The sequence below is a fragment of the Catellatospora sp. NPDC049609 genome (assembly GCF_040675365.1).
Taxonomy (GTDB): Bacteria; Actinomycetota; Actinomycetes; order Mycobacteriales; family Micromonosporaceae; genus Catellatospora.
This window is the reverse complement of sequence record NZ_JBFAOU010000011.1, coordinates 18,317-39,402: the sequence shown is the minus strand read 5'-3', so window position 1 is coordinate 39,402 and position 21,086 is coordinate 18,317. Positions and strand designations below refer to the sequence as shown.

Below are 21,086 nucleotides of genomic sequence, written 5' to 3'. Positions count from 1 at the left end.
GCTCGGCTGCCGAACCGCGCGCGGCTCGGACTCACTGGGCGGTCGGCGTCGGCCGGCCCGGCGCGGGAGGCGGGATGTGCTCGCCCTCGTGGTCGTGGAGGTACAGGCCGCCGGTGAAGACCTCCTCGCCGCACGGCAGCCAGGCGCGGCAACTGCCGTTGCAGTCCCAGACCACGAGCAGGCCCGGGTCATAGATCAGGCCCGCGCCCCGGGCGCTCTCGGTCCACTCCACCCGCATCGGCCCGCCACCGGCGGGGATGCCGCCGTCGCCGCACCAGGGCTCCCAGAACGTGTCGAGCAGTTCCCCGGTCGCGTTGTGGATCCAGAACTCACGCACCTCGGCACCGGGAGCCGGCACGCCGTTCCACAGGTCATGCACGTCGGGGCCCGGGTCGGCGACCGCCAGGCCGCCGCCCGGTGGCACCGCCAGCGCAAGCCGGCCCGGCCGGCAGGTCAGGTCGGCGAAGCCGGTCCAGGTCCACTCGATGACGAGTTCCTCGCCCGGCGCCATCGACCGGCGCACACCCGGCTGCTCGGCGACGAGCTCCAGCGGGGACTCATGACCGTTGCGCAGTACGAACTTCACGGGCCTCACCGTAACGAAGATTTCTTTCCCGGCGGACCGTCACTCGGTGCCCGCCACCTGTCTCAGGTCGCGGTCGCCCCGCTCCGCAGCCCGTGCAGAGCCTTGGCCGCTGGTCAGCGCAGGTAATGCCCGCAGTATGGGGAGGACTTCCACCTGGGCCGGCGTTGCGTGGCGTCCAGCCGGTCGATCACGGGCTGGTTGCCCTCGAAGTGCAGCGTCTCGCCTGGGCGAAGAAAGATCGTCGACTCGAAGGTGACGATCTGCGCACCACGGGCATCGATGTCGACGATCACTTCCTCGATCATCAACATCCGCGACGTCGTCAGGCGATCACCGGCGAACTCCATGCTGCGACGATGCCGGACCTCCCGGTCGGCCGCAACCGGGTAAGGCCGGGCACCCGCGCGACAGGCGACCGCGTCGCGGAGGTCCAGCGGAGTCCGCTCAGTCCGGTGCGTCCTGCGGGTAGTGGCGCAGCTCGACGACGTTGCCGTCAGGGTCGCGTACGTAGATCGAGGTGGCGTTGCCGCGTGCGCCGAACCTGCCGACCGGGCCCTCCAGCACGTCGAACACGCCCGAGTCGATGACCTCCTGCCAGTCCAGCGGCTGCACGACCAGGCAGAAGTGGTCGACGTTCGACTCGCCGCGCGGCCCGCTGACCAGATCGATGATGCTGTCGGCGCTGACCCGCACCGAGGGGAACTTCACCTGCCCGGCCCGCCACTGCTCGACGCGTACGGGTCGCAGCCCGAGCCTGCCGCAGTAGAAGTCCAGGGCGCGCTCGACGTCGGCGACGTTGAGGACGAGGTGGTCGAAGGCGGTCACGTGCATGGCGGTCACCGTGCCTCCAGGTCGAGGGCGGCGTGCAGCCAGGTGGTGAACAGTGCGGCGTCGACGTCGGCGAGGCCGGCGAGCTTGACCGAGGCCATCCGGCGGGCTCCGGCGATCAGCCGCCCGGACGGGTCGGGGACGTCCTGGCCGCGCCACAGCCCGAAGGTGACGTAGCTGCGGTAGGCCTTGACCAGGCAGATCGGGTTGCGGCCGGGTTGCTCGCCCAGCCCCCAGACGGGGTGGCCGTGGTAGACGACGCCGGTCGTGGTCGGCAGCGCGGCCTCGATCACGTCGCGCATCCGGGCGGCCACGGCGGCCAGCGGCTGGTCGAGTCCGGCCAGGTACTCGTCGATGTTCATGTGCGGGCTTTCCTTCCAGAGGTCGCGGGCACCCGAAGTGATCTCACATGTGTCGATGGATAGCGTCACGGTATGCCCCTTCTCGCTTCGGGTTCGTCCGGCTCCGGGGGCGGTTTCCGCGCCCCTGACCGGCTGACGACCTTTACTCTCCGGCAACCGGCAGGGCGTACCAAGACAAGATCGGTCTAGGATCGTTGAGCCGGATTCAACGATGGGACGGTTAATGCTGGAGCGCCACGAGATCGAGACCCTCCTGACGCTCGCCCGTGAGCTGCACTTCGGCCGCACCGCCGAACAACTCGGCGTGACCACCGGACGGATCAGCCACGTCGTCAAGAAGCTGGAACGGCGTATCGGTGCCCCGCTGTTCGAACGCACCAGCCGCGTCGTGCGGCTCACCCCGATCGGGCAGCGGCTGGCCGACGACCTCTCCCCCGCCGTCGCCCAGATCGAGCAGGCGCTGCGCCGGGCCGTCGACGCCGGACGCGGCGTCACCGGCAGCCTGCGCGTCGCGTTCCTCGGCGAATGGACCGCCCCGACGCTGCTCAAGGCCGTCGACCTGTTCGGGCGCCGCCATCCCGACTGCGAGGTCACCGTCCACGAGGTGCAGCTCTACAACTCCCGCGCCAGCCTCGCCGACGGCAGCATCGACATCCTGCTCGCGTCGTACCCGTTCGACGGCATGGCCTGCGGTCCGGCGCTGCTGCACGAGCAGCGGGCGCTGGCGGTGCCCACCGGCCATGCGCTGGCCGGGCAGCCGTCGGTGTCGCTCGAATTGCTCGGCGACCACCCGGTCGTGCAGTACCCGGCGGTCACCTCCGCCGAGTTCAAACGCGACCGCACGCCCGAGCAGACGCCCGCCGGGCGGCCCATCGCCAAGGGCCCGGCCGGGAACACGTTCTCCGAGATGCTGACCCTCGTCGCGATGGGCAGGGGTGTGCTCCCGGTCGGCGAGCACACCCGCCGCTACTACCCCCGCCCCGACGTCACCTACGTCCCGATCAGCGACGCCCCGCCGATCCGGCGCGGACTCGTCTGGCTGGAGACCAACACCACCGCCCGGGTACGCGAGTTCGTCCGCGCCGCCACCGACGCCAACCCCGCCGTCGACCGGGACGGGTCCCCATCAGCGCGGTAGGAGCTTCCCGGCTGCCCGAGACGGGATCCGCCGACCTCATACTGAACCCATGCGCGATGACGAGATCCTGGCTGCCATCGCCGCCCGGGTGGCCGATCGTGACTACCGCGACGAGGTCTTCGTCCGCCGCGGCACGTTGACCGAGACGGGGGTGTGGCTGGTCGACGCCGCCGACGACGGCACCCGCCAGGTCGAGCCGCGCGGGTCGCGGGCCCACCTCGCGGCTCTCGCCGCAGGTGCCGTGGATCCGCTTCCCGAGCTGGCGCCGGCCCGCGTCGAGGCGGTCGAGGAGGCCGAGCGGGTGCTGGGACACGCGTTGCCGCCGCTGCTGCGCCGGATCTACCTGGAGGTGGCCAACGGCGGCTTCGGGCCGGACGTCCTGGGCGTCGCGGGTGGTCACGAGGACGACCTGGAGCGCACCGCCGTCGACATCCGCCGGGACAGAGACGACCCGCCCGGCCTGTGGGCGGTGTGTTCGTGGGGCTGCGCCATCGCCTCCTACGTGGACTGCGCCGACCCGGGCTACCGCATGTGGGGGTTCGACCCGACCACGGGCCGTGGCATGGACGCCTTCTTCCCCGAGGACCTGACGCTGGCCCAGTGGTTCGAACGCTGGCTGGACGGCACCCTGAACCAGCCCTGGCTGATCCAGGACGGCGACGTCTGGCGCGGCGCCACCGATGCCGAGCACGCGGCGGCTCACGCCGAGATGCTCGCATGGGCCGTCAACGAAGGCTGGATCGCTTCCGCACCGTGAGCCGTCGTGTTCGGATGGTCGGCCTCACCGGACCCGCGACCACGCAGTCGCACGGCCGCACCGGGCACCGTCAGCGAAGGGCGGGTCCGGCCGGGCCGGTGAGGTCGGTGATCAGGCGGGTCACCAGCGGCCGCAGTGCCAGTACCCGCTCGCGGCGCCACGTCGAGATCGTCGGCAGGACGCTGTCCTGGGCCGTCGCCGCACGGATCCGCCACATGCCGACCAGGGCCACCACGTAACGCGCGGCATCGGCGGGCAGCGTCTGGATCAGCCGGTACGCGCGATCCGTCGCCACCCGCCCGCCGAGGCGGTGGCCGGTGCCGACGATGTCCGCGGCCAGCTGGGCGAGGTCCAGCCAGGGGACGCCTGCGGCGGCATACGCCCAGTCCAGCAGCGTCGCCGAGCCGGCCGCCAGGTCCACCGCCACGTTGTCGGCGCGCAGGTCCCGGTGGACCAGTGCGTCACCGGCCGTCCACCGCGCCCAGTCCGCGGCCAGCTCGGCGGCCCGACCCGCGTAGGCGACCTCCCACTCGTCCGCCGGTCCGGCCGCGACGACCCGCTCCCAGCCGTCGAAGTCGTAGATCCGCTCGGCGACCGGCGGCAAGGCGGCAGGCGCCCGGTGCCCGCTCGCGGTGCGGCAGGCGTCCACGACGGCTGCGATCGACGCGTCGGTCCACCGCGCCCCGGCGGCTCCGGCGGCCCACGTGGTGACCAGCGCGATCCACGGTCCCCGCTCGACCGTGGCCAGGCGGCGCGGCACCGCCACGGTCTGCGGCAGGACGTCCAGGACGCCCGACTCCCGGCGGATCAACAGGTGGTTGTGCGCCCGGACCTCGGCCGAGACCGCTTTGACGAACACCGTCCGGCCGTCGGCCAGCCGCAGTGCGGCGGCCGGGCCGGGCGACATGCCACCGTGCAGATCCGTGTGGCCGTCGACGGCCGCACCGAGCGCGTCGGCGACGGCCGCCCGCAGCGGCGCCGGCGCATCGGCCCACGAGGACCGAGGAGTGAACATCACGCCGGAGTGTAATCCCGGTCGACTGGTCCGCACTGCCCTCGCGAACGACCACCGAACCCGAGATCGCGGCAGCTCGGTGTCGCGCGCCCCCATGTCACCGCGATCGATGCACGGCTCCGGCCGCGCTGAGGAGCTCGCGTTAACATGCCTCGTCCGCGATCACGGCGAGAGGACCAACGGCATGTCGCACGACCTGGCCGACGGCGACGATCCGGAACTGGCACAGCTCCGGCACCTTGTCGGACAGGCACGCGCCTTCGCCGCGACCGGGGAGCACGCGGAGCTGACGAGGCTCGCGACGGTGATCTGGCGCCGGGTCCACGACCCGCTGCTGGCCCTGACTCTCGACACGTACGACGTCCTCGTCGAGGTGGACGCCCTGTACGACGCGGCGTTCCCGCCCCCGGCCTCCTTCGGACCGGCCGCCCCCGAGGATCGGTTCCGGCAGGTCGCGGACGTCCTCGATGTCCCGTGGCCGACGCCGCGCCGGGCCGACCTCCTGGCCTGCCTGGTGGCCGGGGCGGGCGTCGACGGGCTGGCCGAGGAGGCCGTGGCGGCGCCGCCGTCGGCGTCGCGGACCCGGCTGCTGCGGCTGCTCGTCCGCTCGCGGCAGAGCCGGCCGCTGCGCCGGACGGTCGCTCGGGTGCTGGAAGCGTTGTACGAGGCGGACGCGCTCGATCTGGACACCGTGGAGGACGCGTTCACCGCCGAGAACGCGCCGTCGGACGGCGAGCGTCTCAGCGATGTCCTGTTCGGAGAGAACGCGGAGCGCGGCGCGCGGGCCGGGGCGGACTTCCTGGTCGCGCTGCGCGCGCAGTTCGACGAGATGGTGTGGCGGCTGACCGCGGCCCCGAACCCCGACGACTGGTTCGCCATCCCCCAGTCCCCGAAGCCGCGCGGGCTGCGTTTCGTGCTGCGCGGTCTGGACGTGTGGGCCGGCCGGCTGCCCGCCGCGCCGGGAACGGTCGACGAGGACTACTACCGGCGCAAGCTGATCGCGCACCTGTGCGCGGCCGAGCTGTCCGGTGACGAGTCGACGGAGCTTGCCGAGCTGCTCCGGCACCGCCCTGAGGAGGAGCGTAAGGTCGCGGTCCTGGGCCGGCCGTCGCTTGCCGCGGGCGAAGGGCCGGACGGCGATCCGCCCCGGCTGGCGCCCACGTCCGCCGATCCGGTGGGCGACGCGCTGGCCGCCGCCGGGGACGTGGTGCCGCGCGACCCGGGCGACGACATCGTGCTGGACGACCTCAGGCACATCGTCCGGGCCCACGCCATCGACCCCGCCAAGTGGGACGGGCGCAACACGCAGCTCTGGTTCGACGACGACTGCGCCAGGTACGCCGACGTGGGCCGCGACGGCCTCGCCCTGGCTCTGGCGGACCAGCCCGGCATCGCCGAGGTCGACCACATGGACCGGGAGGTCGTGCTGGTACGCACCGCGCTGTCGCTGCCTGACGCGCAGGCCGCGGGCATCAGGGCCCTGCTGGAGATCAACCGCCGGCCGCGAGAGCTGCCCGACGACGGCCGGGTGAGCGAGGAGACGGTCAGCCGGTTGGCGAACGGGGCCGCGTCGCTGCTGGCCGAGCACGGATTCGCGGGCCGGCTGCGCATGCTCACGGCGGACGGGAAGACCTGGGGCGTCGACGCGTTCTACCGGCCGTGCGAGGAGCGGCTGGTCCAGGTGTTGCGCGTGTCGGCAGGATTCGGCGGCCTCGGCGACGGCACCCGGCTGGAGGGGACGGTCGAAGTGCACCTGACGCTGATGGACTTCTCGGCCGCCGACCCGGCCGAGTCGGTGGCGCTGGTGGGCGACCGCGACTTCCCGCGAGGGGGCACGCTGGTGGCGTCGCGGGACAGGCACGCGGTGCCACCCGAGGCCGACGCGCTGGCGCGGGTGCTCGTCGAGGAGTGCCTGCCCTGGTTCGACACGGTCGACTCGCGCGACGTCATCGTCGCCGGGTGGGTTCGTGATCCGGGCTCCCAGCCGCCCTACCCGCTGTGGGAGAAGCTGGAGGTGGCCGCCCGCTGGGGCAGACGCGACGAGGCGGCCGCGCTGCTGCGGTACGGCAACCGCATGCAGCCGCAGCACGGGCCGAAGTTCGCGGCCGTCGCCGAGAAGTACCGGCTGTAGCGTCGCGCCCTCGGCGGACCTCGCCTCGACCCTCCCAAGCCGGATTCCTATGTCGAATCCGCCCGCGGAGGGAACCTTTCCGCTCTGCCACTAGTGGCAGTAGCGACAGAAGGGGGTGACGGTGTCCGACGACGATGTGATCAGCGACATCTACGCCGGATGTTTCCGGCGGCTGGTCGTCCAGCTATACGCGGTGACCGGGGATCTGGGCGAGGCGCAGGAGGCGGTGCAGGAGGCGTTCACCAGGGCGCTCGCCGCGCCTCGGCGGTTCGCGAAGCTGGACAACCCGGAGTCCTGGCTGCGGCGGGTGGCGGTCAACATCGCCCGCACCCGCCACCGGCGCCGGCGCATGCTAGACGGGCTGCTGCGCCGGGTCGGGCCGCCGCCGGTCGTCGCCGACCACTCGCCGGAACACCTGGCGCTGCTCGCCGCGCTGCGGCAGCTGCCCGAGCATCAGCGGTACGTGCTGGCCCTGCACTACTTCGTGGATCTGCCGATCGACGAGGTGGCGCAGACCTTGCACATCTCCGTCGGCACGGTCAAGTCCCGGCTGTCCCGGGCCCGCCGTGTGCTCGCCCTGCTGCTCTCCGCCGACACCGCCGACGCCTCGACCTTTGGGAGGGCCGATGTCCGATCGTGAGTTCCCCGGCTTCGCCGTCGACACCGTCGCCGACGCCGTACGCCAGCCGCCCCTCGACGACCTGTGGGCGACCGCCCGCGACCGGCGGCGGCGCCGGCGGGCAACCGTGCTGGCCGCGATGGCCGTCATCGTCGTCGTCGCCTCCGCCGCCATCCCGCTCGGCGGCGGCCCGGGCCGGTTCGAGTTCGCCGCCCCCCGCCCGACCGATGCCCCGTTCGGGCGCACCGCCAGCGACCTGGTCGTGCTGTCCGACGTGGCCGCGGTCGTCGTCGAAGTCGCGGAACACGGCTGCAAGATCAGCTTCGCGGCGACCGGCGACGGCGGGCGCCAGTGGTCACCGTGGCGGTCCGTCCGGCCCGGCACCGGCTGCACCACCACGGCGGACACCGGGTACACCGTACTCAGCCACCGCAGCTACCTGGTGCGGTTCGGCGACGAGTCGTTGCTGTCCACCGACGCCGGGCAGACCTGGCAGGACGCCGCCTCGGCCGTCACCGCGGTCACCGCCTTCCCCCCGCGCACCCGCCCGGTGTCCTGCCAGACAGACTGCCGCCCGATGCAGCGGCCCATGGCCGTCGATCCCGCGTCCGGGCGCGTGTACCGGCTCAGCGGCGAAGCGCCGTCGCCCTTCGCTCCGACCAGCATCCATCCCACCCCGGACGGCGCCCTGTGGGTCGTCTACCCCGGGGGTGGCTTCACCCGGCCCGACCTGATCGCTCGCAGCATCGACCGGGGCGCTACCTGGCAGACGTCGCACGCGCCGGAGGCGACCGTCACGATCGGCGTCGCGGCGGTCGACGGCAAGGAGGCGTACCTGCTGACGGAACCACTGCGGGCGGGCGCCGACAGCCCGCCGGCCGAGGGCACCGCCGGACTGCGGCACACCACCGACGGCGGAAAGTCCTGGGTGGACGTTCCGACCGACCTGCGTTCCAACAACGTGATCCGCCCGATCGTCGTCGGCTCCGACGGGTCCCTGATGGTCGTCGACTTCCGCGACAGCATCGCGGAGCTCCTGATCAGCCGGGACGGCGGCCGCCACTTCGGCACGGCGCGACGGTACGGCCACGACAGCGTGCTGCATGCCGGTCCGGGGCTGGTCTGGTACTACGAGAGCAACGGGCAGTCGCTGCTCGGCACCGACCGCATCGAGTTCACCACCGACGGGCAGACCTGGAGCCGATTCCGGCTGCCCGATTGACGGGCACCGGCGGCCGGGGTGCCGGCGACGGCATGTGGCTGGGGCGGCCTCAACCCCGCCCCGATCGCGTGCACATGCCGGAGGGCACGACCGCGCCGACGCCGGGCGGTCACCATGAGGTGCTCGGATGTCCGAGACACACGACGACCCATGGTGACCGCCGTCCGTCCTTGACCCGCATGGTGACCGGCTGGATGGTCCGCCGGTGCGTACGTCGGCGAGTGCGCTGTCGGCGCTGGCGCGGATCTCCGCCGGTCAGCGGTTCACCCGCAGGTGCGCCCCGCTTCGGCGAGCAGCTCCCGCAACACGGCGCCAAGCTCGTCAGGACGCTCGAACCACGGCTGGTGCCCGGCACCGTCGATGACACGCATCCGGGCTCCTGGCACGGCGGCGGCCAGCTTCGCGACGGCGTCGGCGGGCCGCGGGTCGGCCGCGCCGTGCAGGAACCAGCAGGGATGTGCGATCCGGCGAGCGTCCGCGAGCCGCGCGGCCTCCCCCGCGTCGGTCTCGGCGACGAGACGCCGGTTGGCCGCCATGTTGATCGGGACGTCGGGACGGGCGTCCGCGACGGCCTGTGCCCAGCCGGCCACCGGGTCGGCGTAGTCGGTGAACCAGCACAGCGCCCGGTACTCGATCTCCTCGTCACGGGTGCGGCCGGCCTGCCCGTCCAGGTCCGCGAGCCGCTCGAACTGCGCGGCGGTCATCCGGCGCTGCCGTTCCCGCCGGTACGGGGTGCGCCAGTCGCCCACGCCCACCCCGCTCAGGTAGCCGAGCGCGGCCGTGTGGCCCGGATGCGCGACCGCGTAGTCGAAGGCCAGGGTCGCGCCGAACGAGTGGCCGAGCACGACCCACGTCCGGTGCCCCCAGTGCCGCCGCAGTGCCTCGACGTCGGCGACGTACCGGGCGAGGGTCTGCTCGTCGGAGGGGTCGGAGCCGCCGCAGCCGCGCTGGTCGAAGCGGTGCACGACGGTGAGCGGCGCGAGCAGGCGGGCCACCGGCTCCAGGTAGTCCCACAGCCCGGGGCCGCCGTGCAGCAGCACCACCGGTGGCAGCTCCCCGGCGGTGCCGGTGGTCCAGGTGCGCAGGCGTACGCCGTCGTCCATGCCGACCATCCGCATCCGGCCGAGGATAGTGCCACGGCCCGGTGGGCGGCCCGCACGGGGCGCCCACCGGGCCGTCGTCTCATGCCGCGGCGTGCGTCACGCCGCTTCGACCGGCAGCCACAGCTCGCAGGTCGCGGTGCTGAAGTCCGCGGCACGGTCGAGGATCGCGACGATCGACGGACCCGGCCGCAGCCGCCACGGGTTGGACGGGAACCACTCGGTGGCGGTCGCCGCCCAGGCCGTCTGCAGCGCCTGCGGATGCGGCCCGGAGGTGCGGAAGACCGCCCACCGCCCCGCCGGGACCTCGATGGCGTCGAGGTCGCCGGGAGCCGGCGTGTCCGCGGTGACGGCGACCCCGTGCAGGTAGGTCAGCTCGGTGCCCTCGACGGCGTCGGGGTCGACGCCGTCGGTGACCTGCAGCAGGCCGGCCGGCTCGGTGCCGCTGAGGGCCTTCAGCCGCACGTGCTCCTCCATCGGCAGAGAGGCGATGTGCTGCTGGATGTGCGGGTTGACGCCGTGGTGGATCAGCGGCACCCGGGCCGCGTGTCCGATGAGCCGGAACGCGGGGCGCTCGACGATGCGGGTGTCCATGGGGTTGCTCCCTTCGACGGTCAGGCGGAACCTGAGCTGCGGTTGTGACCGAAGGGGGCCTCCGTCGCGGCGTACCTCACCGGGGCCGGCGCCGTGCACGGCCCGGAAGGCGCGGCCGAACGCCTCCGTGGAGCCGTACCCGTGCCGGACCGCGATGCTCAGCAGGTCGTCCTCGCCGCGGACGACGTCGGCCGCGGCGACGGTCATGCGGCGCCGCCGCATGTACTCCGACAGCGGCATGCCCGCCAGCGACGAGAACATCCGGCGCAGGTGGTACTCGGTGGTGCCGAGCGTCCTGGCCAGCCCGCTGACGTCGAGCTCCTCGGTGAGGTGCTGCTCGACGAGATCGACGAGCCGGTTGAGTGCCGAGATCATGAGGCCTCCCTTCGACGACAAGCCTGGCCGACCGCACCCTGCTCGCGCCCGACCGCTGTGGCCCGATCCGATCATCTGCCCGGACCGTCGCGGCGGCGACGCACCGCGCACGCCGCGAGCCGCGGCTTCCGACCGCCGACGACGGTAGCGGGCCGAACGCGCAGCCCTGCGGACTGGACTCGGCCGCCCGGCTGTCACAGCGGCGGGCCCGCGTACCGCTTGCCGTTCAGGTAGGGCCAGGGGTTGGCGGTGCAGCCCTTGAGGCCGAACGTCTGCTGCTGCATGGTCGGCGCGGGCCTGCCCCGGCCGGGGCACTTCTCGTGGTTGTGGCCCAGTTCATGGCCGACCTCGTGGTTGATGACGTAGGCGCGGTAGACCGACAGCTCGACCCGGCCTTCGACGTAGTCGGGCACGGACAGCCGCCACCGGTTGAAGTTGATCACGACCCGGCCGGGCAGGCGGCACGACGTGTAGGAGACGCCGTCCACGCGGGTGTCCATGCCGCCGGTCGCGCACAGCCGCCGGGTGGTCTCGCCCGTGGCGAGCAGGACCGTGAAGTCGTACGCCGACCCGTTCGGCACCCGTTGCAGGCGGTGCCGGCCGCTGCCGATCCAGCTGCGGGGGTCGCCGAGCGTCTCGTCGACCAGGCGGGTGAAGCCGGCGAGCTCCGCGCCCGCGATGTTGGTCTCGGCGGCGACCCGGTACCGTCGCAGTCCGCCCGCGCCGCCGAGCACCTGGCCGCGGCCGGTGGCGTACTTCCACGTGCCGGGACCGGACGCCGCGATGTCCCCGTCGAGCCGGTACAGCGGAGCGGGCGAGGCCGACGCCGTCGGGCGCGCCGCCGGGCTGGACGGTGCGGCGGTCGGCGCGGCGGGCTCGGGTGTCGCGGCCGGTTCGGGGGCGTCGCGCAGCATGGCCAGGCCGACCAGTGTGGCTCCGGCGAGCAGGCAGCCCACGGCGGCCCACCGCCCCGTGCGGCGGGCGCGGGCACGCCGCGCGTCGCCGGGAGCCGGCCGGGAGGCGTTCTTCGTCGGGCTCTTCGTCACGGCCGCACGGTAGGCAGCAGGTGATCAAGAACTTTTGAAGATCCTGTCCGGCGCCGATGGCCGCGCTCAGCCGGCCGGGAGCCGGACCGTGAACACGGTGCCCACGCCGACCTGGCTGGTCACGTCGATGCTGCCGTGGTGGTCGGCGAGGATCTGGCGGGCGATGGCCAGGCCCAGGCCGGAGCCGGTGGTGTACGGCTTTGCGCGCCCGCGCGCCTGGTCGGCCCGCCAGAACCGGTCGAACAGGTGCGGCAGGTCGGCCTCGGTGACGCCGTGGCCGGTGTCGGCGACCCGCAGCAGGTGCGCGCCGCCGTCGGTGCCGGTGGACAGGGTGATCGTGCCGCCGGGCGGGGTCGCGGCGAGCGCGTTGCGGATCAGGTTGCCCACGACCTGGCGCAGCCGGTCCGGGTCGCCGTGCACCCGGTGCGGGCCGCCGCCGGCGGCGCGCAGGTCCACCCCGGCCGCGGCGGCCGGCGCGGCGTGCGCGGTGCGGCAGGTCGCGACGAGCTCGTCGAGGTCGACGCCGGTCCGGCGGTAGGTCAGCACGCCCGCCTCGGCCAGCGCGAGGTCCTGCAGGTCGTCGACGATGCGCTGCTGGAGCACGGCCTCGTCGTGCAGGGACTCGAACAGCTCCGGCGAGGCCGGCAGCACCCCGTCCTTGAGCGCCTCCAGGTAGCCGCGCAGGTTCGCCAGCGGCGTGCGCAGCTCGTGCGCCACGTCGGAGATCATGCGCCGCTGGAGCTCCTCGCTGCGCTGCAGCGAGTCGGCCATGCGGTTGAACGAGCGGGCCAGCCCGGCGAGCTCGTCGTGCCCGCGTACGGGGACCCGCTCGGCCAGGTCGCCGTCGCCGACGCGCCGCGAGGCCGCGGTCAGCGCGCCGATCGGGCGCAGCACGCGGCGGCTGAGCAGCCACGACACCGCCGCGGCGGCGACCGCGACGATGCCGGCGGTGGCCAGGGTGCTGTCGACCGGCAGGCTGCGCGGGGCCTGCTCGGCCGCGCCGACGTACACCTGCAGCTGGGCGGGGGCGAAGTCGGCGACGGCGGCGGCGAACGTGTCCTGCAGGCAGGACACCGACCCGGTGGCCAGCCTGGCGCACCGCTGCAGGTCGGCCTCGTGGGCGCGGTCGATCTGCCCGTAGCCCTCGGCCCTGGCCTGCACCTCGCACGTCTTGGTGGCCGCACTGTAGGCGACCGGCTGGGGCACCTGGACGCCCAGCATCCGCAGGTCGGCCATCCGCACCGCGACCCCGGCCTTGGCCAGGCACGCGGCGTTGACCAGGCCCACCCGGTACTCGGCGATCGCGGACAGCACGATCTTGAAGCCGGACTGGGTGATGCTCTCGGGGGTCGGCTGCCAGATCGGGCGCGGATCGACCAGCAGCGGCGGTCCGGTGACGCCCCGCGCCGGGCCGCCGGCGAGCAGGTCCGAGTCGGCGACCACGGTGCCGGTCGTGGTGGTGAGCCGCAGCCGCTGGCCGGTGTGCAGGGACAGTCGCCGGACCACGTCGTCGACGCCGTCCCAGCCGCCGCGGGTCCGGGCGAAGTCGCCCAGCTCGGCGGTGATCAGCGACAGCTGCTCGGCGTTGGCGGTCACGGTGCGGTCGAACTCGCGCGACGCCTGGCGCAGCGTGAGCCAGGCGGTCGCGCCGACGGCGGTCACCGCGATGAACATGACCAGCGCGATGACCCGCAGCCGGAAGCTCACCGCGCCGCCTCGCGGGCCACGCCGCCGATCGCCGCGGACGGCCGGCTCACGGCTGCTCCGCCAACCGGTAGCCGCGGCCGTAGACGGTCTGCACGAAGGCGGGTCCCGCCGGGTCGTCCTCGATCTTGCGGCGCAGGTTCATCACGTGCGCGTCGACGGTGCGCTCCTCGACGTGGTTGTCGAACCCGAACGCCCGGTCGATGAGCTGCGCCCGGGTGAACACCCGGCCCGGCGCGGAGGCGAGCGTGGCCAGGATGCCGAACTCCTTGGCGGTGAGCGTGACCGGCCGCCCGCCCACGCGCACCTCGAACCGGCCCTCGTCGATCTCCAGGTCGCCCACCCGCACGACCTCGTCCTTCGCCGTGCCCGGCCGGGTGCGGCGCAGCAGCGCCCGCACCCGCGCGGCGAGCTGGCGCGGGCTGAACGGCTTGGTGATGTAGTCGTCGGCGCCGAGGTCGAGCCCGACCAGGATGTCGTCCTCGGTGCTGCGGGCGGTGACCAGCAGGATCCCGACCTCGGACTCGGCCCGCAGGATCCGGCACACGTCCAGGCCGTTCAGGGTCGGCATCATCACGTCGAGCACGACCAGGTCCGGCCGGTACGCCCGGCAGCGTTCCAGCGCGGCGAGCCCGTCGGCGACGACCTGCACGCTGTGTCCCTCCCGTTCGAGGTACACCCGCAGCAGGTTCGCCTGCTTGGGGTCGTCCTCGGCGATCAACACGCGCGCGCTCACTCCGGCCCTCCCGATCCGCGAGGTACCGACCTTAGCCGCTGGTGGGCGCGCCGCCACCGGCCCGGCGGCGGCCTTCATCACCGCCGGACCGGTTCTTCAACGGTTCTTCACATCCGGGTCCGGTTCACCGGCCGCACCAGCAGTAGAGGTGGTCCCCCGCGTCGCGGGCCCGGCGGGCCAGGCCGGCGATCTCCTCGATGATCGGCAGCATGAGGTCGTCGGGGTCGGCGTCGTCCAGGCCGCGCTCCTCGATGCGCGCCCACTGGGCCGACAGCTGCGCCATGCGCTCGGCGGTGAGGGCGGCGAGGGTGTCGCGGGCGGCGTCGTCGAGGGAGATCAGCCACGGCCCGGTGTCCTCGCCGTCGGGCCACAGCAGGTCCGTGCGGACCGTGTCGGTGTCCCACTCGACGCCGCGCGCGATGCTCACCAGCTGGCCGAGGGACACCCAGGGGTCGATGCCCCGGAGGTCGGCCACGTCGACGGAGCCGTCCGGGATCGCGATCGGGCCTCCCTCCAGGCCGTCCATCAGCCGGACCGCGGCCGCGTCGTCGACGGCGCGGAAGTAGTCGAACAGCACCCTCATGACCGGTATCCGATCATGAGGGTGCGACAGGATCGCCGCTCACGCGGACCGGGGCGCCAGGGCGCGCAGCGCCGTCTGCGCCTTCGTGTGCCGGAAGATCCACGGCCGGACCCGGTGGCGGTCCAGGAAGGTCGGCCAGCGGGTCACCGCCTGCGCCGCGTCGGCGACGGCGACCCTGCTGGACAGCTCCAGCACCGGCTCGGCCGGGAACTCCCACAGCTGCACCGACAGCGGGTGCGCCCAGCCGTGCGCCATCCCGGCCAGCCGCCGCACCGGCACCGGGCCGAACAGCGACAGCCCGTCGAGGGTCAGCCCGTGCGGCGCGTACGCCAGGAACAGCCGCCGCTGCCGCGGCGTGAACAGCGCGCTCGGCGGCGTGCGCCGCCCCACCGCGGCGGCCACCGTCGCCGCCGGCAGCCGGGTCTTCAGCGACGCCGAACAGACGAACCCACCCGAGGCCATGTCCAGCTCGACGGTGAAGCCCTTGCGCCGGCGCAGGTCGGGGTCGATCGCGGCCGGATCGGCGGGCCGCAGCCGCACGGTCGCGTCGGCGCCCGCGTCGCCGGTGCGGCGCACCCGCACGATCAGCCCGGCCCGCTCCAGCCCCAGCCCGGGCGTGTCCAGGTAGTAGACCTCCCTGGTCACCGCCTCGGCCAGGTCGAACCCGAGCGACGCCGCCGCCCGCCGCCCCTCCCCCTCGGGCAGCACGGCCTTGAGCTCGACGGTGTCGCAGGCGTCCACGAACGCGGGGACGTCCGGGACGGCGTACCGATCGCTCATGCGCCTTTCCGATCTCACAGGGGCCACGTGTGATCGCAACGAGTACACACCTGCCCCGGTTATCGCGCCGTCGGGTGCCCGTCACCGCGCGCCGGGGCGGCCGACTGCCCCACCGCCCGACACGGTAGACAGGACAGGGGACGTTCCGGTGGAGAGGTGGGCATGGCACGGCATACCCGATGGGTGACCGAGACCGGCACCGGTCATTCGCAGCGGCTGGTCGCGACGTTCCGCCGGATGGCGGCCGAGGGCCGCGACCTGGCCGGCGAGGCGCGGCTGCTGGACGCGATGATCCCGCCGGGCTCGTCGGTGCTCGACGCCGGTTGCGGCAGCGGCCGCGTGGGCGCGGCGCTGGCCGAGCGCGGGCACACCGTGTGCGGGGTGGACGCCGACGAGTTCCTGATCGAGGCCGCGCGGGAGGACTTCCCCCACGTGGAGTGGCTGGTCGGCGACCTGAGCGAGCTGGACCTCACCGCGGGCGGGCAGCGGCGGATCTTCGACGCGGCGATCCTGGCCGGCAACGTCATGCCGTACCTCGCGCCGGACACCGAGGTGCAGGTGCTGCGCCGGGTCGGTGCGCACGTGCGGCCGGACGGCCCGATCCTGGTCGGCTTCGGCACCACCCGCGGCTACGCCGTGGCCGACTTCGACGCGCACGCGATCGCGGCCGGGCTGATCGTGGAGCAGCGCTTCGCGACGTGGGATCTGCGCCCGTGGCGTGCCGACGCGGACTTCGCCGTGACGGTCCTGCGCCGCCCCGCCGGCGATTGACCCGGGCCGGCGGGGCGGCGATCCCGCGGCTATGCGGTTGCCGGCTGGGACGGCACCGCCTTCTCGGCGGGCCGGTGGCGGCGCACCAGATGGTGGGTGTACACGAGCAGGAAGACGTTGACGTGGAGCAGTGGCTGGACGGCGACCACGAAGACATAGGCGGTCAGGAACCGGCCGTCGAAGAAGTACTCCATCCCCAGCGCGCTGAAATGGCTGAGGTGGTTGTGCATGTTCGCGAACCAGAACGCGACCGCTCCGGCGACCACGACGACCGCCCACGACAGCACCGCCCGGCCGCTCAGCGCGACCCGGGCGGCCAGCGTGCACAGCACCACGGCACTCAGCGCCCAGCACGACAGGTCGATCACCGTGGCCCGGTCGGGTAGCCGCCCCTCCGCCAGCGGCCAGACCAGCAACACCGCCAGCGCGATGCCGATGGTCCAGAGCGGCACGAACGTCGGCCGGATCAGCTGCGTCACCCCCGTGGTGAGCCGTGCGCAGCCGAGTCCCAGCACGACAGCGGCCACGATGCTCGCGGCGGCGGCCCACGTCTGCCAGGCGATGGTGTCGACGGAGTACGCGGAGGTCCAGCTGACGGCGAACGGCAGATAGGCGGCCGGCAGCCCGGCGATCAGGAGGAACGACAGCACCGCGTGCGCCGGGTTGCGCCCGGGCGCCGCCACGAGCGCCGGCTGGCGGTGCGGCCGGGAGGTGGCGAGGCTGGCGGCGTACCGCCAGCGCCGCAGGGTGCCGGGGGTGGCGTGCAGCTCGGCCCGCCACTCGGTGAGCATCTCGTCGCGCAGCCGCGCCGGCCAGCGCCGGGCCGCGACCGACAGCAGCAGGCCGCACAGCCGTTTGATCATGCGGTGACCTCCGTCGCGACGGCGTGCGGCGGCGCGGTCCGCGTCTGCTCGTGCAGCTCGGCGAGCCGCTGCCGGGCGGTCGGCAGCGCCGCCGGGGTGAGGCGGTAGTACGCGCGGGCGGGCCGGCCGGCCGCGGCCGGATCGATCTCCTCCCAGCGCTTTTCCAGCCAGCCCGCCTCGGTCAGCCGGGCCAGGATCGGGTAGAGCGTGCCGCTGGGCAGGCCCGCCGCCTGCATCAGCGTCATTCCGTAGTGGTCGCCCGCCGGGTCGGCGACGAGGGCCGCGAGGACCCTGACGACCGGCACGGTCAGGCGGATCTCGGCAATCATGGTAGGAACTCTACATAGGAGTGCCCGATCGCACCACCTCCATATCGGACGCATTCGGGGCCCGCGTGGCGCGACCGGCACGAAACATCGTGTTTACATTTGCGTTCATCGAACTTAGGCTCAGCCATACGTTCCCTCTATAACGTTATAGAGCTTCCGGGAGGCGTCATGCACCGTCGCTCCGTCCTGCGTGGCGGCCTGGCCGTCGCGGGTGGGCTCGCCCTGGCCGGGCAGGCCGTCACCGAGTCGTGGGCCGGTGGCACCGGCACGCCGGTGACCCTGGTCGGCGACACCTCGTCGGGCGGGATCTACTTCCCGTACTCCCCCGGCCTGACCCGCACCCCGTTCCTCAAGCTGCCCGCCGGGTCGACCCGGCCCAACGGGTGGCTCTCGCAGCAGCTGTCGCTGGACGCCTCCGGCATCGGCGGCAACTACGACCAGGTCTCCCACTTCCTGGTGTACGCCAACACCGGCTGGACCGACCGCACCAAGGGCGGCTGGGAGGAGCTGCCGTACTGGCTGCGCGGCCTGGCCGCGATCGCCGCCGTCACCGGCGACACCACGCTGCGCAACAAGGTCGCCACCTGGGTCAACGGCATCGTGGCCACCGCCCAGCCCGACGGCTTCTTCGGCCCGAACGCGCTGCGCACCTCGCTGGGCGGCGGGCCGGACTTCTGGCCGTTCATGCCGCTGCTGCAGGCGCTGCGCACCTACCAGGAGTACTCCGGCGACACCCGGATCATCCCGCTGCTGACGAAGTTCCTGCAGTACCAGCACACGTTCGGGGCGTCGGTGTTCAACCAGAGCTGGGGCTCGGTGCGCTGGGCGACCAACCTGGACACGGTGTTCTGGCTGTACGCCCGCACCGGGCAGAGCTTCCTGCTCAGCCTCGCCGACAAGATCCACCAGTACAGCAAGAACTACGTAAACAACCTGCCCAGCATGCACAACGTGGACCTGGCGCAGGGCTTCACCGAGCCCGCGTTCATGGCGCTGCGCGGCAACACCGCGCTGACCCAGGCGTCATACCACAACTACGCGCAGATCATGGGCAACTGGGGGCAGTTCCCCGGCGGCGGCTTCGCCGGTGACGAGAACATCCGCAGCGAGCACCGCGACCCCCGGCAGGGCTTCGAGACCTGCGGGATCATCGAGTTCATGCAGAGCTTCGAGTCGCTGACCCGGCTCACCGGCGACCCGAGCTGGGCCGACGGCTGCGAGAACCTCGCCTTCAACTCCCTGCCCGCCGCCGTCGAGCCGACGCACCGCTCGCTGCACTACATCGTCAGCGCCAACAGCGTGCAGCTGGACAACCGGCCCAAGACGCAGGGGCAGTACCAGAACGGCTTCGCGATGCAGGCGTTCCTGCTCGGCGTGGACCAGTACCGCTGCTGCCCGCACAACTACGGCCAGGGCTGGAGCTACTTCACCGACAACCTCGTGCAGGCCACCGCCGACCGGGGGCTGGCCGTCACCATGTACGCACCGAGCACCACCACGGCGAAGGTCGGCGCGGCGGCGGCCACCGTCACCCTCACCCAGGACACGGCGTACCCGTTCGGCGACACGGTCACGCTGCGCCTGTCCACGCCGGGCGCGGCGGCGTTCCCGCTGTACGTGCGCATCCCGTCCTGGTGCCCGAACCCGGCGCTGGCCGTCAACGGCGCCGCGCAGCCGGTCGTGGCGGGTCCGGCGTACGTCGCGGTCAACCGCACCTGGAGCAACGGCGACACGATCGTGCTCACCCTGCCCATGGCGGTACGCACCACCACCTGGACCGCCAACCACCACGCGCTGTCGGTCAGCCGCGGCCCGCTCACCTACGCCCTGGACATCGGGCAGAACTTCCTGCGCTACAACGACCCGGCCGGCGCCTGGCCGGAGTGGCAGGTCATGCCGACCTCCGCCTGGAACTACGGCCTGATCCCGGGCACGTTCAGCGCGGCGACCACCGGCGCGACCGGCAACCCGTTCACCGCCACCGGCACCCCGGTCGCACTGAACGCCCAGGCCAGGGCCATCCCGAACTGGCAGGCCGACAGCGAGAACGTGGTCACCCCGCTGCAGAACAGCCCCGTCGCGTCCAGCGAGCCGATCAGGAACGTGCGGCTGATCCCGATGGGCGCGGCCAGCCTGCGCATCAGCGCGTTCCCGACGGTCGGCGGGAGCAACACCTGGCAGCTGCCGGCGACCCCGTCGGCGTCGTGGTGCTTCAGCGGCGACACCGTGGCCGCGCTGAACAGCTACTACGACCCGACCAGCTCGTACGACCAGGCGCGGCGGCGGATGACGTGGTGGGACCACGTCGGCACCAGCGAGTGGGTGCAGTACACGTACTCTGCCCCGGTCACCGCGACCGGCGTGTCGCTGTACTGGTACGACGACACCGGGCACGGGCAGTGCCGGGTGCCCGCGTCGTGGCGGGTCGAGTACCTGACCGCCGCCGGCGCGTGGCAGGCCGTGTCGGGCGCGTCGGGGTACGGGCTGGCGCTTGACGCGTACAACAACACGACCTTCACGGCCGTCACCACGACGGCGCTGCGGGTCGTCGCGCAGCTGCGGCCGGGCTTCTCCGGTGGGGTCCTGCAGTGGAAGGTCACCACCACACCGGCGATCGTGCGCCCCGGCGTCTGGTACCGGGTGCAGAACGCCCACAGCGGCAAGGTGCTGGCCGTGTCCGGCATGTCCACGGCGGACAGCGCGAACGTGGTGCAGTTCGCCGACAACGGCACCGCCGACCACAACTGGCGCTTCGACCACGTCGGCAACAACTGGTACATGATCGTCAACCAGCACAGCGGCAAGGTGCTCGCGGTCAGCGGCATGTCGAAGGCGAACAGCGCCCTGGTGCAGCAGTACGCGGGCGTCGGCTCGGCCGACCACTACTGGCAGCCGGCCGGCGACGGCGGCGGATACCTGCGCATCCGCAACCTCAACAGCGGGCTGGTGCTCGGCGTGTCGGGCATGTCCACGGCCGACAACGCGCAGGTGGTGCAGTACGAGGACAACGGGACCGCCGACCACCGGTGGCGGCTGCTGGGCTGACCGCTCAGCCCGCGCGGATGCCGCGACTGACCTGCCACTTCTCGACGAGCGCCGCGATCTCGTCCTGGAGGAACAGGAAGAAGTCCACCATCTCGGCGATGCGGGCGCCGGCCTCCGTGCCGGCGCCCACCGCGCCCACGCCCTCGCTCATCACGTCGGCGACCTGCTTGTACACCCCGCCCTTGGCGACGCCGGCCATGTACCACGAGTTGCTGACGCAGCGGTAGCGGATGCTGCGGGAACCGGGCACCGGCTCCCGCAGCACCAGCCCCACCTGGACCAGGTAGCGCACGGCGTCGGAGGCGGCCGCGGGACTCACCCCGAGCCAGTCGCCGAGCTGGGCGGCGGTCATGACGCCCTGCTCGTCGACGGTCAGCGCGCCGAGCACCCGGGCCGGCATGCGGGGGAAGCCGAGGTCCGACAGCGTCATCGCCAGGTGCTCGACGAAGCGCCGCACGGACTCCTCATCACGTACTGCCATCAGCACATCCTCCACTACCGG

The 21,086-nt window shown here is 73.1% G+C and carries 22 protein-coding genes; 7 read left to right on the top strand and 15 right to left on the bottom strand.

The window, feature by feature from the left end:
- Positions 1-31: 31 nt before the first annotated feature.
- The 4 genes from AB0J67_RS05355 to AB0J67_RS05340 form a co-directional block, all read right to left on the bottom strand.
- Positions 32-586, bottom strand: a complete 555-nt coding sequence (locus AB0J67_RS05355) for a hypothetical protein (protein WP_363476489.1) — start codon at positions 584-586, stop codon at positions 32-34.
- Positions 587-699: 113 nt separating this feature from the next.
- The gene (locus tag AB0J67_RS05350; RefSeq protein ID WP_363476487.1) at positions 700-933 is read right to left on the bottom strand and encodes a hypothetical protein; all 234 of its coding nucleotides are present in this window, start codon (positions 931-933) and stop codon (positions 700-702) included.
- Positions 934-1,030: 97 nt separating this feature from the next.
- Positions 1,031-1,417, bottom strand: coding sequence for a VOC family protein (locus AB0J67_RS05345; protein ID WP_363476573.1), 387 nt, complete (start codon positions 1,415-1,417; stop codon positions 1,031-1,033).
- 5 nt (positions 1,418-1,422) lie between these two features.
- Complete coding sequence (locus tag AB0J67_RS05340) at positions 1,423-1,776, bottom strand: DUF1801 domain-containing protein (protein WP_363476485.1); 354 nt, start codon at positions 1,774-1,776, stop codon at positions 1,423-1,425.
- Between the two features lie 223 nt (positions 1,777-1,999).
- Here AB0J67_RS05340 and AB0J67_RS05335 point away from each other — a divergent pair, with 223 nt between their 5' ends.
- Entirely contained in the window at positions 2,000-2,914 is a 915-nt protein-coding gene (locus AB0J67_RS05335; RefSeq protein ID WP_363476483.1) for a LysR family transcriptional regulator, read from the top strand.
- A 49-nt stretch (positions 2,915-2,963) separates the two neighbouring features.
- On the top strand, positions 2,964-3,671 hold the full coding sequence (locus AB0J67_RS05330) for a hypothetical protein (RefSeq protein WP_363476481.1): 708 nt from the start codon (positions 2,964-2,966) through the stop codon (positions 3,669-3,671).
- Between the two features lie 70 nt (positions 3,672-3,741).
- Here the strand turns inward: AB0J67_RS05330 and AB0J67_RS05325 are convergent, their stop codons facing one another.
- Positions 3,742-4,686: a phosphotransferase gene (locus AB0J67_RS05325; RefSeq protein ID WP_363476479.1), complete on the bottom strand. Its 945-nt coding sequence runs from the start codon at positions 4,684-4,686 to the stop codon at positions 3,742-3,744.
- Between the two features lie 184 nt (positions 4,687-4,870).
- Here AB0J67_RS05325 and AB0J67_RS05320 point away from each other — a divergent pair, with 184 nt between their 5' ends.
- From AB0J67_RS05320 to AB0J67_RS05310, 3 genes are all read left to right on the top strand, one after another.
- Complete coding sequence (locus AB0J67_RS05320) at positions 4,871-6,817, top strand: hypothetical protein (protein ID WP_363476477.1); 1,947 nt, start codon at positions 4,871-4,873, stop codon at positions 6,815-6,817.
- 121 nt (positions 6,818-6,938) lie between these two features.
- Positions 6,939-7,457 (top strand): sigma-70 family RNA polymerase sigma factor, encoded by a 519-nt coding sequence (locus AB0J67_RS05315; RefSeq protein ID WP_363476475.1) that lies wholly within the window; start codon positions 6,939-6,941, stop codon positions 7,455-7,457.
- The gene (locus tag AB0J67_RS05310; protein ID WP_363476473.1) at positions 7,444-8,658 is read left to right on the top strand and encodes a hypothetical protein; all 1,215 of its coding nucleotides are present in this window, start codon (positions 7,444-7,446) and stop codon (positions 8,656-8,658) included. Before AB0J67_RS05315 ends, AB0J67_RS05310 begins: the two co-directional genes overlap by 14 nt.
- Before the next feature lie 263 nt (positions 8,659-8,921).
- Here the strand turns inward: AB0J67_RS05310 and AB0J67_RS05305 are convergent, their stop codons facing one another.
- The 7 genes from AB0J67_RS05305 to AB0J67_RS05275 form a co-directional block, all read right to left on the bottom strand.
- Positions 8,922-9,776 carry an alpha/beta hydrolase gene (locus tag AB0J67_RS05305; protein WP_363476471.1) on the bottom strand — a complete coding sequence of 285 codons (855 nt, stop codon included), beginning with the start codon at positions 9,774-9,776 and terminating at the stop codon, positions 8,922-8,924.
- Positions 9,777-9,857: 81 nt separating this feature from the next.
- Positions 9,858-10,727, bottom strand: coding sequence for an AraC family transcriptional regulator (locus tag AB0J67_RS05300; protein WP_363476469.1), 870 nt, complete (start codon positions 10,725-10,727; stop codon positions 9,858-9,860).
- Positions 10,728-10,921: 194 nt separating this feature from the next.
- Positions 10,922-11,773, bottom strand: a complete 852-nt coding sequence (locus tag AB0J67_RS05295) for a DUF3152 domain-containing protein (RefSeq protein WP_363476467.1) — start codon at positions 11,771-11,773, stop codon at positions 10,922-10,924.
- 66 nt (positions 11,774-11,839) lie between these two features.
- The gene (locus AB0J67_RS05290) at positions 11,840-13,480 is read right to left on the bottom strand and encodes a HAMP domain-containing sensor histidine kinase (protein WP_363476465.1); all 1,641 of its coding nucleotides are present in this window, start codon (positions 13,478-13,480) and stop codon (positions 11,840-11,842) included.
- Positions 13,481-13,526: 46 nt separating this feature from the next.
- Positions 13,527-14,213 carry a response regulator transcription factor gene (locus AB0J67_RS05285; RefSeq protein ID WP_363476463.1) on the bottom strand — a complete coding sequence of 229 codons (687 nt, stop codon included), beginning with the start codon at positions 14,211-14,213 and terminating at the stop codon, positions 13,527-13,529.
- 124 nt (positions 14,214-14,337) lie between these two features.
- On the bottom strand, positions 14,338-14,796 hold the full coding sequence (locus AB0J67_RS05280; protein WP_363476461.1) for a hypothetical protein: 459 nt from the start codon (positions 14,794-14,796) through the stop codon (positions 14,338-14,340).
- Positions 14,797-14,835: 39 nt separating this feature from the next.
- On the bottom strand, positions 14,836-15,576 hold the full coding sequence (locus AB0J67_RS05275; protein ID WP_363476459.1) for a hypothetical protein: 741 nt from the start codon (positions 15,574-15,576) through the stop codon (positions 14,836-14,838).
- 162 nt (positions 15,577-15,738) lie between these two features.
- On the opposite strand from AB0J67_RS05275, the gene AB0J67_RS05270 reads away from it, so the two are divergent.
- Positions 15,739-16,347, top strand: coding sequence for a methyltransferase domain-containing protein (locus tag AB0J67_RS05270; protein ID WP_363476457.1), 609 nt, complete (start codon positions 15,739-15,741; stop codon positions 16,345-16,347).
- Positions 16,348-16,376: 29 nt separating this feature from the next.
- Here the strand turns inward: AB0J67_RS05270 and AB0J67_RS05265 are convergent, their stop codons facing one another.
- Positions 16,377-17,210: a hypothetical protein gene (locus tag AB0J67_RS05265; protein ID WP_363476455.1), complete on the bottom strand. Its 834-nt coding sequence runs from the start codon at positions 17,208-17,210 to the stop codon at positions 16,377-16,379.
- Entirely contained in the window at positions 17,207-17,539 is a 333-nt protein-coding gene (locus AB0J67_RS05260; protein WP_363476453.1) for a helix-turn-helix transcriptional regulator, read from the bottom strand. Before AB0J67_RS05260 ends, AB0J67_RS05265 begins: the two co-directional genes overlap by 4 nt.
- A 168-nt stretch (positions 17,540-17,707) precedes the next feature.
- Between AB0J67_RS05260 and AB0J67_RS05255 the strand changes: the two genes are divergently transcribed.
- Positions 17,708-20,584 (top strand): beta-L-arabinofuranosidase domain-containing protein, encoded by a 2,877-nt coding sequence (locus tag AB0J67_RS05255; protein ID WP_363476451.1) that lies wholly within the window; start codon positions 17,708-17,710, stop codon positions 20,582-20,584.
- Positions 20,585-20,588: 4 nt separating this feature from the next.
- On the opposite strand, the gene AB0J67_RS05250 is transcribed toward AB0J67_RS05255, so the two are convergent.
- Positions 20,589-21,065 (bottom strand): MarR family transcriptional regulator, encoded by a 477-nt coding sequence (locus tag AB0J67_RS05250; RefSeq protein WP_363476449.1) that lies wholly within the window; start codon positions 21,063-21,065, stop codon positions 20,589-20,591.
- Between the last annotated feature and the right edge of the window lie 21 nt (positions 21,066-21,086).